Annotated in this window: 12 protein-coding genes; 2 read left to right on the plus strand and 10 right to left on the minus strand. The window is 63.5% G+C overall.

Going from position 1 to position 13,236, the window contains the following annotated elements; translation table 11 throughout:
• Positions 1 to 11 precede the first annotated feature (11 nt).
• From IVA75_RS16575 to IVA75_RS16585, 3 genes are all read right to left on the minus strand, one after another.
• Positions 12 to 950 (minus strand): aldo/keto reductase, encoded by a 939-nt coding sequence (locus IVA75_RS16575; protein WP_247290849.1) that lies wholly within the window; start codon positions 948 to 950, stop codon positions 12 to 14.
• Positions 951 to 1,043: 93 nt separating this feature from the next.
• Positions 1,044 to 2,540 (minus strand): MDR family MFS transporter, encoded by a 1,497-nt coding sequence (locus tag IVA75_RS16580; RefSeq protein WP_247290694.1) that lies wholly within the window; start codon positions 2,538 to 2,540, stop codon positions 1,044 to 1,046.
• Positions 2,537 to 3,682: an HlyD family secretion protein gene (locus IVA75_RS16585; RefSeq protein WP_247290704.1), complete on the minus strand. Its 1,146-nt coding sequence runs from the start codon at positions 3,680 to 3,682 to the stop codon at positions 2,537 to 2,539. Before IVA75_RS16585 ends, IVA75_RS16580 begins: the two co-directional genes overlap by 4 nt.
• A 215-nt stretch (positions 3,683 to 3,897) precedes the next feature.
• Between IVA75_RS16585 and IVA75_RS16590 the strand changes: the two genes are divergently transcribed.
• A complete protein-coding gene (locus IVA75_RS16590; RefSeq protein ID WP_247290706.1) occupies positions 3,898 to 4,458 on the plus strand; it encodes a TetR/AcrR family transcriptional regulator in 561 nt (186 codons plus the stop codon).
• Positions 4,459 to 4,507: 49 nt separating this feature from the next.
• Here IVA75_RS16590 and msrA read toward each other — a convergent pair whose 3' ends face one another.
• The 7 genes from msrA to IVA75_RS16625 form a co-directional block, all read right to left on the minus strand.
• A complete protein-coding gene (msrA, locus tag IVA75_RS16595; RefSeq protein ID WP_247290708.1) occupies positions 4,508 to 5,023 on the minus strand; it encodes a peptide-methionine (S)-S-oxide reductase MsrA in 516 nt (171 codons plus the stop codon).
• A gap of 29 nt (positions 5,024 to 5,052) precedes the next feature.
• A complete protein-coding gene (locus tag IVA75_RS16600; protein ID WP_247290712.1) occupies positions 5,053 to 5,493 on the minus strand; it encodes a cupin domain-containing protein in 441 nt (146 codons plus the stop codon).
• Positions 5,494 to 5,516: 23 nt separating this feature from the next.
• Positions 5,517 to 5,939: an OsmC family protein gene (locus IVA75_RS16605; protein WP_247290714.1), complete on the minus strand. Its 423-nt coding sequence runs from the start codon at positions 5,937 to 5,939 to the stop codon at positions 5,517 to 5,519.
• Positions 5,940 to 6,048: 109 nt separating this feature from the next.
• Positions 6,049 to 6,897, minus strand: coding sequence for an enoyl-CoA hydratase/isomerase family protein (locus IVA75_RS16610; RefSeq protein WP_247290724.1), 849 nt, complete (start codon positions 6,895 to 6,897; stop codon positions 6,049 to 6,051).
• A gap of 61 nt (positions 6,898 to 6,958) precedes the next feature.
• Entirely contained in the window at positions 6,959 to 8,272 is a 1,314-nt protein-coding gene (locus tag IVA75_RS16615; protein WP_247290726.1) for an epoxide hydrolase family protein, read from the minus strand.
• 264 nt (positions 8,273 to 8,536) lie between these two features.
• Positions 8,537 to 9,250: a VOC family protein gene (locus IVA75_RS16620; RefSeq protein ID WP_247290728.1), complete on the minus strand. Its 714-nt coding sequence runs from the start codon at positions 9,248 to 9,250 to the stop codon at positions 8,537 to 8,539.
• A gap of 33 nt (positions 9,251 to 9,283) precedes the next feature.
• On the minus strand, positions 9,284 to 9,955 hold the full coding sequence (locus IVA75_RS16625; RefSeq protein WP_247290729.1) for a sensor histidine kinase: 672 nt from the start codon (positions 9,953 to 9,955) through the stop codon (positions 9,284 to 9,286).
• Positions 9,956 to 10,290: 335 nt separating this feature from the next.
• Here IVA75_RS16625 and IVA75_RS16630 point away from each other — a divergent pair, with 335 nt between their 5' ends.
• Positions 10,291 to 13,134 carry a winged helix-turn-helix domain-containing protein gene (locus IVA75_RS16630; RefSeq protein ID WP_247290731.1) on the plus strand — a complete coding sequence of 948 codons (2,844 nt, stop codon included), beginning with the start codon at positions 10,291 to 10,293 and terminating at the stop codon, positions 13,132 to 13,134.
• Positions 13,135 to 13,236: the final 102 nt, after the last annotated feature.

Here is a 13,236-nt window from a genome sequence, read left to right on the forward strand (position 1 = left end):
CCGGCACTGATTCACCCAGCCCGCGGGATGAATCCGGGCACGCCGGTCTCGACGACCGTGTTGAACCTGATGTTTGTCGTGATCTGGTCCCTCATCTCTCGCATGGCGTCTTCGGGCAAGGCTGAAATATCGAAGTTTTCCTGGATGCGCCGGGGATTGGTCGAAGTCGTCAGGAAAGCGGTGCCGCGCTGGACGGCCCACGCCAGCGCAATTTGAGCCGGTGTCTTGTGCAAACGCTCCGCGATGGCAGTGATCACCGGATCAACCAGGACGTTCGGCTTCATCGCGTGTCCCAGCGCTGCAAACGCCTGCAGCACAATTCCGTGCTCTCGACAGAAGTCGAGCAGGTCCCATTCGGGGAGATACGGATGCGATTCGACTTGCACCATGGCGGGCCTGATCCGCGCGACCGAAACGATCTCGCGCAGCTTGTCCAGGGTGATGTCCGACAGGCCGATCGACTTGCAGTGCCCCTCGTCGACAAGGCGTTCCAGCGCCCCCCACGTTTCGGCCAGCGTAACCCCAGAATCATAGATGACCCGACCGTGCTCATCCCTCGGGTCCTGCTCGTCGCCGGGTTGAAAGGCAAAGGGCGTATGGATGATGTAGCAATCGATCTCGTCGAGCTGCAGCCGTCGGCGACTGGCGTCGAAGGCAGGCCTGACCCGTTCCGGCCGATGATTGGTGTTCCATAGCTTCGTCGTAACGAACAGGTCCTTGCGCTGAAGCGTCCCCGCCTTGAAGGTCTCCTGCAGCGCGTCGCCGACCGCTTCCTCGTTGCGATAGCGCTCCGCGCAATCAAGATGTCGAAATCCGGCCTCCAACGCAGCCTTGGTGGCCCGCCTGGTCACGAGCGGATCCGGAATGAGCGTGCCAAATCCCACCGCGGGAATCGTCCCGGATTGATGAGTTGGAATTCTCGTATAACGAAGCGTATCTGACGAAGTCATGCTGATGCTCCTTTGCTTGTCCACGGCTCCCTCAAAAGTGAGGGACGAGGTATTCGGAATTGACGATGCGATGTCGTTCCACGGCTCCAGGCGTTAACCGGTAGGCCGCGGCTTACGGAGAAAAAACACGAGCGGAATCACGACGAGCATGGCGAACATCAGGATCTCGAACTGGTTGATGACCGCGACGGTCGCCGCCTGACGCGTGACCATGCCGTTGAGGGCCGCAAGGCCCGGCTTGCCGACCGAGCCCCCGACATAAGCGGCGACACGATAGGGCGTGAGATTCTTTGCGAGTGCGGCGTGCACAGCCTGCGTGTTGGCGTAGAAGAAGAGCTGGACGACCGCGATGCCAATGGTGCTGCCATAGAGGCGCGAAAGGTTGACCAACGCGCTGCCTTCCGGGCGGAGCTTCGGATCGAGCGTGCCGAACGCGGCCCTGGCGAGCGCGGGCAGCAACATGCCGAGACCCGCTCCCTGGAGCAGGCCGGCCTCGACCACCGGCCGCCAATCCATCGCCGGCGAATAGCCGAGCATCAGCCAGTTGGCATAGACCACCAGCGTCATTCCGCCCACGAGGAACGGCCGGTAGTCGATCTGCGCCGGGATCAGGCTCGTCAGCACCAGCGCTCCCACCAGCGCGACGCCGCGCGGAACAGTCATGTATCCAGTGGTGTCGACGGGGTAGTTGAGCAATTCCTCCAGCATCGGGGACGTCAGGGCCAGGGTCGGCAGCAGCACGAAACCAAGCGCGAAGGAGATGACCGTCGAGAGCACGAGATTGCGGTCCCTGAACAGCGCCGTGCGGAGAAAGTGCTCCTTTGTCGTCATAACGTGCACGATGAAGAGATAGAAGCCGAGCACGGAGGCGCCCGCCTCGATCCAGATTTCCGTCGAGGCGAACCATTCCAGGCGCTCGCCGCGGTCGAGCAACATCTGCAACCCGATCATGCCGACGGAGAACGTCGCCAGGCCGAAGAAGTCGAAGGGCTGGCTCCGCTCGGCCCGCTTCTCGCCGAGCAGCTGAGCCATCGTCAGGAAAATGAAGCCCGTCATCGGCAGGCTGAAATAGAAGATCGCGGGCCAGCCGTAATATTCACTGAGCCAACCGCCAATGGCTGGGCCGCTGCTGATGCCGAGCAGGGAGCAGACGGTCCACGCCAGGCTCATGCGCGCATGTCGCACCGGCGATGTCGCCTCGAGCAGGATCGCCAGCGAGAGCGGCGCCAGCGGTCCGCTCGCCGCGCCCTGGAGGATTCGCGCCAGCACGAACTGAATCGAGGTCGTCGCCAGTGTATCGAGGGCGAGACCCAACACGAAAATCGTGACGGCGGCCTGATAGACCACTTTCCGGCCGTAGCGTCCCGCCAGCCATTGCGTGATCGACATGGTCACGGCGCTCGCAGCGATATAAGAGGAAAACACCCAGCCGACCTCGTCATTGGCCATCGAGAGCGTCGCCTGAATATGAGGTAGCGCCGCGTTCGGTATCGAAATGTTGACGGCCTGCATGTAGGTCGCCATGAGGGCGGCCGCGGCGATCGCGTGACGACCACCGGGCGCCGTGGTCGATGGAAGGGGCGTAGTCATTTTCCCTCCGTTGCGCGCGCGGGTTGGGGCAGATGTGCCCAGCTGCGGCGATGGCCGGTATCAACCCGCGCCGTCACGCTGATGCCCGAGAACAGCGGCCGGCTTGGATCGAGATCGTCGAGTTCCAGGCGCACCGCCAATCGCTGGACGACCTTGACCCAGTTTCCCGTCGCATTCTCGGGCGGCAGGAGCGAGAAGTCCGATCCGGTGCCGGGACTCATGCTGACGATATGCGCCCTGAACTTGCGATCCGGATAGGCATCGACGTCGATCGTCGCCTCCTGCCCTGGACGCATATGACTGAGACCGGTCTCGCGAAAATTCGCCTCGACCCAGACGTGCCGGCTCGACAGCAGCGAGAACGTCGGTGCCCCGGCATTGACGAAGCCGCCGATCTGGAGATCGTCCACCTTGGTCACGATGCCGTCCGCCGGCGCCGTCACGGTGGCATAGGAGAGATCGAGCCGCGCACGGTCGAGCTGTGCCCTGGCCGCGCGAACGGTCGGATGGCGATCGATGTCGATATCGGCATCGCCATTGAGGGCAACGATTGTATTGGCGATCTGCTGTTCGATCGACACCATGCGGTGGCGAGCGACCTTCATGTCCGTCTCGGCCCGCTCGTAGACCGCGCGCGGCGTGAAGTCGGAAGCGACCAGCATCTTCTTGCGGTCGAACTCGCGCTCGTCGAAGGCAGCAGATTCTTTGGCCGATTGCAGCTCCGCCTGCTGCTGACGATGGGTCGCCTTGAGGGATTCGATCTGGAGCCGCGTACTTCCGAGGCGCGCCTCGGCCTGGTCGACGGCAATTTCATAAGGCTCCGGGTCGATGCGAAACAGCACCTGCCCCCGCCGGACGCGCTGATTGTCACGTACGGCGATCTCGACCGCCTGGCCGGAAACCCGGGCATTGATGGTCACCTTGGCGGCGCGAACAAATGCGTCGTCGGTCGAGACATATTGCTCCTGCGCCAGATAGATGAAGGCGCCGACCACGGCCACCGCCATCGGCAGCGCGAGCATCAGCGGCCGTCGCAGCCGCTTGCCAAGCCCTGTCCTGAACCATTGCGCGGCGGCCTCGCTCGTGCGGAACCTGTTGCGATCGCCGAGCCCGCCGGCGATCGGCGCAAAATCGAAACGCATCGAAATATCCTCCGATTCAAACTATTTAATAACGATCGTTACAAATATTGTGCTCCGACGTGGTGATCAAGGGCGCGACCTTGATTTTTATAACGGTCCATACAAATATATGTGTGGAACGTGGCAACCGGAATTCTGACGACATGGCACGGAAAAAGAGCGAAACGAGCCCGGCCCGCCGGGGACGGCCACCGGCCTACGACGCAGAGACGGCCTTGAAGCGGGCAACCGAAACGTTCTGGAGGACGGGCTATTCCGGTACCTCCCTGGACAAGGTCGCTGCCGCGACCGGGATGAGTCCGCCGAGCCTCTACGCAGTGTTCGGCAACAAGCATGCGCTCTATCTCGAGGCGCTCGCGCGTTATTGGGAGATCAGCCTGGCCGCGACGCGTGAGGCTCTCGCCCGGGACCATCCCTTGGACGAAGCGCTGATGCTTGCCTATGACGCGGCGCTGTCGATCTATTTTTCCGGCAAGGGAACCGCGCGCGGCTGCTTCGTGGTGGGGACGGCGGTGACCGAAGTCGCAGAAGATGCCGCGATCCGGAGCAGCGTCGCGGCGGGACTGCGCATGATAGATGCCGATTTCGAAGCCCGCTTCCGCCTCGCGCAGGACAAGGGCGAGCTGAAGCGCGACGCCGATCCGGCGGCGCTTGCCATTCTCGCTTCAGCCACGATGCACACCATTGCCATTCGCGCCCGTGCCGGCGCCCGCCGCTCCGAGCTGAGGGAGATGGCCCGAAAAGCGGTCGATGTGCTCTGCGGATGCCGGCGATGATCTCGCGGATTTCAGCCATGGCTCCACCCGGCAATAGCGACGACCAGCTTTAGCCTGCCGCTGCAGCCCCGCGCCGCGGCAGCTTCCAGTCGGGGCGGATGAAGTGGCAAGTGTAGCCGTCCGGATAGCGTTCGAGATAATCCTGATGCTCCGGCTCGGCTTCCCAGAACTCGCCCGCGGGCGCGACCTCGGTCACGACCTTGCCAGGCCAGAGACCGGACGCCTCGACGTCTGCAATCGTGTCCTTTGCGATCCGCTTCTGTTCGTCGCTCATATAGAAGATCGCCGAGCGATAGCTCGTGCCCAAATCATTGCCCTGGCGGTTGAGCGTGGTCGGATCGTGGATCTGGAAGAAGAACTCCAGCATGGTCCGGAAGCTGGTCTTGGCGGGATCGAAGGTGATCTCGATCGCTTCGGCATGACCTTCATGATTGCGGTAAGTGGCATTCTTCACCGTGCCGCCGGTGTAGCCGACACGGGTGGAGATCACGCCCGGCTGCTTGCGGATCAGATCCTGCATGCCCCAGAAGCAGCCTCCGGCCAGAATTGCGCGTTCCGTTGTCATTCGATGCTCCATCCGTTTAGCTGAGATGCTTACCGCTGTTCTGCGATGGCACGCAGGCGCGGGTCATCATGGTCGTCGTGATACTCCAGGCCCAATGGGCCGATGGCGGAAACCTGCGTGACGTATTCGCCGGACTTCGCCCAATGAAAATGCCAGGTCTCGCCGGGCAGCACGATAACACTGCCCGGCGGATAAGCCTTCATTTTGTCGCCATCAAAGCTTTCGCCGAGCCCGATGTAGAACACACCCGACATGACTGTGTAGATGCGGTCCTCCGGATGCTTGTGCGGCATCAGCCTGGTGCCGCCGGGCACTTTCACCCGGACTACGTAAGGCCCGGGTTCACTGGGGTGGCCAACCATGACGGCCAGCCGCGCGCCCGGCGGGAATGCCGGAAACGGCTGCCATGCGATATCCTCGGGCAGAATGGCCCGGAACCTGTCTTCGTCCGGCTGATGTTGGCGGGGCATGACGGCAGTCCTGGTGTGTTGAGCTAGATGAGCTTGGCGTCGAGCGTGATCGCGGCATTGAGCACCTTCGACACCGGACAGTTCTTCTCGGCTTCGCCGGCGATCTTGGCGAAACCTGCGTCATCGAGGTTCGGCACCTTGGCACGCAACGTCAGCGCCGATTTGCTGATCTTGAAACCCTTGCCTTCAGGTTCGAGCGTGACCGCGGCTTCTGTCGAGAGCTCGTCAGGCGTGAAGCCGGCGAGCTGCAGGCCGAAGGCCAGCGCCATGGTGAAGCAACCGGCATGGGCCGCCGCGATCAATTCCTCGGGATTGGTGCCCTTCTCGTTCTCAAAGCGGGTCTTGAACGAATAGGGCGCCGCGGCGAGCACGCCGGATTCACTCGATAGCTGACCGGTGCCATCGCGACCGGTGCCTTTCCAGACTGCTGTTGCCTTGCGGATCATCTCAATTCTCCATGTTTGATTTCAGCACCGGGGCTCGGTACCGGACGAAAGCGACATTGGCACGACCACCTGTCGCCGTTCCGCCCGGCCGAACGCCGCAGCGGTTCCGTTAGGCGCCAATCTGTCCGACGTGGAAGCCGAGCCGGTTCTCGACGTCACCGGCGCGGTGGAAGCCGCGCGACATCAGCGCCTTTATGCGGGTCTGACTCGCGGGGCGGCTGAGCGAGGCCAGGAACGCGTCCCATTCCGGCTTGATCTCGACATCCGGCGGCAGGCTCGCGACGTCGACGAGGCGCTTGGTCTCGGTAATCGCCTCCTTGTCAAAGGACGCGATGCGCATAGCCAGCGCCTCGACGAAGCCGTCGAGCTCGGCATCCGGCAGCGACCGGTTCACATAGCCGTAACGTTCGGCGAGATCGCCGTGGATATCATCGGCGCCGAGCAGAACTTCGAGCGCGCGGCCGCGGCCCATCAGGCGCGGCAACCGCGCCATCGGCCCGCCGCCGGGCACCAGGCCCGCACCGACTTCCCATTGCGACAGAATCGCCTTTTCGCGGCTGGCAAAGCGCATGTCGCTCGCGAGCGCCAGCTCGCTGCCGACGCCGGTCGCGCGGCCCCGGATCGAGGCAATCGAGACGACCGGCGCGCGGCTGAGACGCACCAGCATGTCGGGCAGCGCCTGCAGGCCGGTCGGCCCGGGCGGGATACGAAGCGAATCCTCCAGCGGCGCGAGGAAGTCGTAATGCGTGATGAAGAAGCCTTCGACGGCGCTGTCGAACACCACGACCTTCACCTCAGGATCGGTCTCGATCGCCGTGACGACGTCGTCGAGAAGCGGAAGCTGCTTGGGGCCAAAGATATTGACCGGGGGCATGTCAAAGGTGACGCGCCAGTATGACGGCAGGCGACGTTCCAAGCGGATTTGGTCCGTCGTGAAAGTGCGTTCGGGGCGGTTCATGATTGCATTCCTGTCTGTGGGGAAAGAAGGGAACGCGCGGAAGTGCGCGTCCCCGCAGTTCTCAGATCGACTGACGCAGTGGTCGGAAGGCGGTGCGCATTTCCGCGGAGAACAATGCGGGCTGCTCCCAGGCGGCGAAGTGGCCGCCCTTGTCGAGGCGGTTGTAGTGCATCAGCTTCGGATAGGCCTTCTCGGTCCAGCTGCGCGGCGCGGCGTAGATCTCGTCCGGGAAGACGCTGACGGCGACCGGGATCTTGATGTGCTTGGGCTCGAAGAATGCCAGCTTGTTCTCCCAGTACAGCCGCGCCGAGGACACCGCGGTGTTGGTGAACCAGTAGAGCGTGATGTTGTCGATCACGTCGTCCCGCGACAGCCCTTCCGTCTTGCCCGCGAACACCCGAGCGATCATCGCGGTGCTGCGCGCATCATGATCGAGCATCCAGGACGCGAGACCCGCCGGCGAATCCACCAGGCCATAGAGGGTCTGCGGCCGGTTGGACATCTCGATCGCGTAGCCGAGACCGTGCTTGTAGAAGTCATCGAGCTGATCGTAAGCGTAGCGCTCGTCGGCCGAGAGGTTCGACGGCCGCGATCCGCCGGGCTGAAGCGCCTTGGCGATGTCGTCCGGAACGGTCGCGGGCATGTTGGTGTGGATGCCGAGCAGTTCCGGCGGCGCGATCACCGCCATCTGCTCCGTCACGGCATTGCCCCAATCGCCGCCTTGCGCGACATAGCGGTTGTAGCCGAGCCGCTTCATCAGCACGATCCAGGCGCGCGCCACGCGCTGGGGGTCCCAGCCCAGCTCCGTCGGCTTGCCGGAGAAGCCGTGGCCGGGCAGCGAGGGGATCACGAGATCGAAGGCGTCCACCGCCGTCGCGCCGTGTGCGGTGGGGTCGGTGAGCGGGCCTACGATCTTCATCTGCTCGATGATCGAACCAGGCCAGCCATGCGTGACGATCATCGGCAGCGCGTTTTCGTGGTGCGAGCGAACGTGAATGAAGTGGATGTCGACGCCGTCAATCTCGGTGACGAATTGTGGCAAGGCATTCAGCCGCGCCTCCATCTTGCGCCAGTCGTAGTCGTTCTGCCAGTAGCTCACGAGTTGCTGCACCGTCGTCAGCTGCACGCCCTGTGATTGATCGGCGACGATCTCGCGATCGGGCCAGCGCGTCGCCGCGAGACGGCGGCGGAGATCTAGCAAATCCTGCTCGGGCACGCTGACGTGGAACGGGCGAACCGCCCCACTCACGCCCGCCTTCGCGGAATGCAGCGGCAGCAAGCTCGATACGCTTGCGGCAACCGCGGTCATCGCGGCCTGGCCCAACAATTGACGGCGGTCTGGATTGAGAATGTCGATACGTGCTTGCGTGGTCATGTTCGATCTCCCTGGCTTTGGTCGGTGACGCTGACCGAATTCGACATCAACGCCTCGGTTCGTCATGCAGAGAGATTGGCGCAGGCCCTGGCAATTTGCTCGTTATGGGTTGTTAGACCGCGTTAGCAGTTGCGAGCCGCGCGACACCGAGGAGAGCGATCGTCGACTCGCGATGCGCGCCGCCAAAGCAACACGGCGCGCGATGAGCTCAGTCATCGCGCGCCGTGTCGGCTTGCATCAGTCGAAGAATCTGTGCTGTCCAGCTCAGGATGGCAGCGGCTGGCCGGCCTGCTCGCGGACGATGTAATCGGCGTACCAATCGGCCCAGTTCTCGTCGTGCCTGCCGGTCCGCTTCTCGTGCTCGCCATGTGCCGCCGCCGCGCGGCGCAGTGCTGCGGCCAGCGCAGTCTGTGAAGCGAATGTCGTGCCGCCGCCCGCGATCCGTCCCGGCAATCGCGTCGTGACCTCCTGGAACAACCAGCCATTGCCGTCGGGATCGCTGAACGACGCATATGAGCCGTAGCTGCCGCGCTTCGGGTCAGCACCGCTCACCCGAACGCTGCCGGAGAGATAAGGCTCGTCGGTCCCGGCGTGAACATCGCCGGCACCGTGGAATGGAGCGCTGACCTCGACGCCGCGGTCGAGCAGATCCGTTCGCGCCGCCTCCAGATCGGAGACGATCAGGTACAAGCCTCGCGCCGAGCCCGGCGCTGCCGCCGTCACGTTCCTGCCGAAGATCACCGAGCAGGCCGAACCCGGCGGCGTGAACTGGATCACGCGCCAGTCATCGCCGGAGGCAAAATCGGCGTCCAGTCGCCAACCGAGACGCGCGTAGAAGGCCTTGGCGCGATCGACATCGGACACCGGGATCACGATCACCTCGAGCCGCTGATCGACGCTAGGCGATGTCGAAGGCGTCTTCGCAGACTTGTTGGAAGGCTTGGCCGCGGCGTCGCGGTCGATTTCGGTAGTGGCCATGTCGAACTCCCTGGGTTGGATCTAAGACGAGCTTCAAGCAGCTGTGATCGGCATCACGATGGTAACCCGTGTGCCGTCTTCTCCCGCCTCGCCCTGCAGCCGGGCGTGAATGCTGCGTGCGAGTCCTTCGAGAATCCGGCTGCCGGTGCCCTGAAGCGGCCCGGTCGCGCCGATCCCGTTGTCTGTTACCGTGCAGAACCAGGCGCCGTCGCGATTGGCCATGTCGATGCGGATCAGTGCGTCATTCCTGTTCGGGAAGGCGTGCTTGGCCGCATTCGTCACCAGCTCCGTCAGCATCAGCGCAAGCCGATGGCATTGCGACGCCGGCAGCGTCCCGCTTTCGATCGCAGCCTCGCAGCGGATGCCCGCCGGCTCCAGCACGGCCTCGGAAATCGCTCCGCACAGGTTTTCGAAAAAGGCCGCGACCGGGATCGCCGTATGGTCGTCATTGTCGGACAAGAGCTGATAGAGCCTGCCGAAGGCGACGATGCGCCGCTCGAGCCGGTCCGCTGCAAGCGACACGTCCCTGGTACCCGTTCTGGTGAAATCGCGGCGGACTGACGCACCGAGTATCGTCAGCGTGTTCTTCATCCGATGGTGGGATTCCCGCAGCACGAGCTCCCAGTCACGCGACTGATCGTCAAGACTAGCCACAAATTGAGATCGAACGACGTCGTCATTCGGCCGAGCATCGATACCGGACATCGTAGCCTCCCCGTTGGAATTAACGCCAAACTCGGAACGGATACTGGATGCAGTTCGTGCGCATTGCTCGTTAGACGTTGCAAGATTCTGTTATGATGGCGGTACGACGACGGGCACTCCGAACGTGAGCTGGTCGGTCAAGCACGCTGCCGGGTTGTCCCGATCGCTTCGCAAGATGCTCGCGTTTGAGTACAATTTGCGACGGATCGTCGCGCGCGACCGGCCAATTGCCGGCACCCTCCACGCGATTTCGCCACTTTCGACCAGTTTACTCAGGGTTCCCTTCTGGTAGATCAAAGTGCAGAGTTCAGCTCTTTCACTGGAATGATTGGCACGTGCCGGACACTAACGACCAGGATTCGGCCATTGCTTTCGGGCCTTTCCGGCTGTTCGCAAAGACGCGGCTGCTCGAGAAGGACGGCGCCCCGGTTCACCTCGGCGGCCGTGCGCTCGACATTCTCGTTTTTCTCGCCGAGCGAGCCGGCGAGGTCGTGGACAAGCGTGAGTTGATGCGGCGGGTCTGGGCCGACGTGAATGTGGACGAAGGCAGCCTGCGCTTTCACATCACGACACTGCGCAAGGCCTTGGGCGATCCGGGCGAAGGCTCCCGCTACGTCGTCAACGTCCCCGGACGAGGTTATTGCTTCACGGCCGCGCTGCTCCAGGCCGCCCCTTCGGAGAGCCGGACCAGCCTGCCCGTTGCTGCGCCGCGCTCGCTGCCCTCGCCGCTCGCGAGGATGATCGGGCGGGATGATGCGGTCGAAAGAATTTCCGCCGAGCTGGCCTTGCATCGCTTCGTCACGATCGTCGGCCCCGGCGGAATCGGCAAGACTTCGGTGGCACTGGCGGTCGCGCATCGCGAGCTCCAGGCCTTCGACGGCCAGGTGTGTTTTGTCGATTTCGGCGCACTGAGGGAGACCCGGCTCGTTACGGGAACGATTGCGGCCGCGCTGGGCCTGACAGTCAATTCCGACGACCCGATGCCGGGGTTGCTGACATTCCTGCGCAGCCGGCGGATGCTGCTGGTCTTCGACAGTTGCGAGCACATCCTCGACGATCTCGCCCCTCTGGCCGAGCGCATCGTCCGGGAAGCGGGCGAGCTGCATATTCTCGCCACCAGCCGCGAATCTTTCCGCGCCGAAGGTGAGCGTGTCCATCGGCTGTTTCCATTGGGTTGCCCGCCACAGCGCGACGGCCTCGGCATCGCCGACATCCTTGCCTATCCTGCAACTCAGCTCTTCGTGGAACGCATCGCAGAGAGCCTGAGCGAGTTCGAGCTCAGCGAAGAGGATGCGCCGCTCGTCGCCGATATCTGCCGTCGGCTGGACGGCATCGCGCTCGCCATCGAGCTCGCGGCCGGGCGTGTGAATGCCTATGGCATCGCCGGGACCGCCTCTCTGCTCGACAGCCGTTTCTCGCTGCTGTGGCGCGGGCGGCGCACCGCCGTCCCGCGGCACCACACCCTGAGTGCGGCGCTCGCCTGGAGCTATGATTTGCTGCCGGCAACCGAAAGCGCAACGCTGCGCGGATTGTCGGCATTCGTCGGGCCATTCACCCTGGAAGCCGCGCTTGCGGTCGCATCCTGTCAGGGCATTGGCGAAGCAGAAGCCGCCGAGGCGATCTCCAATCTGCTTTCCAAATCGCTGATCGCGACCTCGCCTGCGGAGCGGCGGCTGCGCTATCGCCTGCTCGACACCACACGTGCCTTCGTCGCGGAGAAGCTCGTCGAGAACGGCGAAGCGGACCGCGTCGCACGCGCCCACGCCGAATATTTTCGCGACTTCCTGCGCGACATCGCTCTCCAATCCACGGGCATGCAGAGTGCCGGCGGCTTTCTTCCCTATGCCGACCACCTGCCCAATGTCCGGGCCGCGCTGAACTGGAGCTTTTCGGACGGCGGGGACCGAACGATCGGCGTGGATCTGGCGGCGTCAGCGGCCCAGTTCTTCCTTGAGCTGACATTGCTGACGGAATGCTACCGCTGGACCCAGCAGGCGCTGGCGTCCCTCGACGCGAGCGCGGAGGATGGCCGCAATGAAATGATCTTGCAGGCCGCGCTCGGCGTCTCCGCGATGTTCACGCAAGGCAATACCGAAGCGGTCCGCTCGGCATTCACGCGCAGTCTTCAGCTTGCGCGGGAGCTCCAGGATTTGCACTGGCAGCTCTGGCTGCTGCGCGGATTACACATCTACCTCACCAGGGTCGGGGATTTTCACGGAGCACTCGGAATCGGTGAACAGGGCGAAAGCGTCGCGCGGAAGCTGAACGATCCCGCCAGCACGCTGAACGTCGAATGGATGTTGGGGGTCGCCCATCATTTAATCGGCAACCAGGACAAGGCAGTGCAGCTCTGCGAGAGCGCGATGTTGCATAATCCCGGCTCGCAGCGGCTGAATATCGGGCATCTCGGCTATGACGACCGCATCGTCGCACTGGTGGCGCTGGCACGCGGGCTTTGGCTCACCGGCCGGCCCGATCGTGCGATCGAGGCGTCGCAATACACCATTCGCGAAGCCGAGCTGCTCGAACAGCCGCTCACTCTCGGTATTTCCTTGATCTGGACCATCTACGTGTTCCTGTGGGTCGGCGATCTGGCCAATGCGGAAATCCTGATCGAGCGGCTGATCGATCATTCCGCACGGCACTTCCTCGGGCCCTATCACGCGGTCGGCATCGGCCAGAAGGGTGAGCTGCTGCTTCGCCGCGGCGACGTCGCCGCCGGCATCGAGCACCTCCGCCGCAGCCAGGCCACGCTGTACGCGACGCGACACCGGATCATGACGACGGTGTTTGCAACTGCGCTCGCGGAGGGTCTCGCCTTCCAGAACCAGGCCGGCGAAGCCTTGCAGACCATCAATGATGCCATCGCCGAGATTCCCGATCATGGCGAATCCTTCGACATGCCGGAGATGCTCAGGGTCAAGGGCGACATCCTTGCCCGGTCGGGCAAGGCCGCGGAGGCCGAAAGCTGCTTCCGGGACTCGCTCGATCTGTCACGTCGCCAATGCGCGCTCGGCTGGGAACTGCGGGGGGCCATCAGTCTCGGCCGGGTCTGGCGCCAAGCTGGTAAAGCCCGAGACGCCCGCGCCCTGCTCGCTCCGCTCGTCGCACGATACCAGGAGGGCCTCCAGACCCGTGATCTCGTCGCCGCCAGGGAGCTCCTTACGGCGCTGAATTGAGAGTATCTTCAATGGGATACCGCAAGGCTATCCGCTCGCAACTCCTAACAAATTCTAACACGCCAAGCCGCATCCGCCCCGCCATGGTGGTGACACTTCATG

This window comes from Bradyrhizobium sp. 134, from assembly GCF_023074155.1.
Lineage (GTDB): Bacteria > Pseudomonadota > Alphaproteobacteria > Rhizobiales > Xanthobacteraceae > Bradyrhizobium.

Excerpts from the sequence above, each read along its gene's own strand:
- IVA75_RS16575 (WP_247290849.1), bottom strand. The coding sequence starts at position 950 with ATGACTTCGTCAGATACGCTTCGTTATACGAGAATTCCAACTCATCAA.
- IVA75_RS16580 (WP_247290694.1), bottom strand. The coding sequence starts at position 2,540 with ATGACTACGCCCCTTCCATCGACCACGGCGCCCGGTGGTCGTCACGCG.
- IVA75_RS16585 (WP_247290704.1), bottom strand. The coding sequence starts at position 3,682 with ATGCGTTTCGATTTTGCGCCGATCGCCGGCGGGCTCGGCGATCGCAAC.
- msrA (WP_247290708.1), bottom strand. The coding sequence starts at position 5,023 with ATGACAACGGAACGCGCAATTCTGGCCGGAGGCTGCTTCTGGGGCATG.
- IVA75_RS16600 (WP_247290712.1), bottom strand. The coding sequence starts at position 5,493 with ATGCCCCGCCAACATCAGCCGGACGAAGACAGGTTCCGGGCCATTCTG.
- IVA75_RS16605 (WP_247290714.1), bottom strand. The coding sequence starts at position 5,939 with ATGATCCGCAAGGCAACAGCAGTCTGGAAAGGCACCGGTCGCGATGGC.
- IVA75_RS16610 (WP_247290724.1), bottom strand. The coding sequence starts at position 6,897 with ATGAACCGCCCCGAACGCACTTTCACGACGGACCAAATCCGCTTGGAA.
- IVA75_RS16615 (WP_247290726.1), bottom strand. The coding sequence starts at position 8,272 with ATGACCACGCAAGCACGTATCGACATTCTCAATCCAGACCGCCGTCAA.
- IVA75_RS16620 (WP_247290728.1), bottom strand. The coding sequence starts at position 9,250 with ATGGCCACTACCGAAATCGACCGCGACGCCGCGGCCAAGCCTTCCAAC.
- IVA75_RS16625 (WP_247290729.1), bottom strand. The coding sequence starts at position 9,955 with ATGTCCGGTATCGATGCTCGGCCGAATGACGACGTCGTTCGATCTCAA.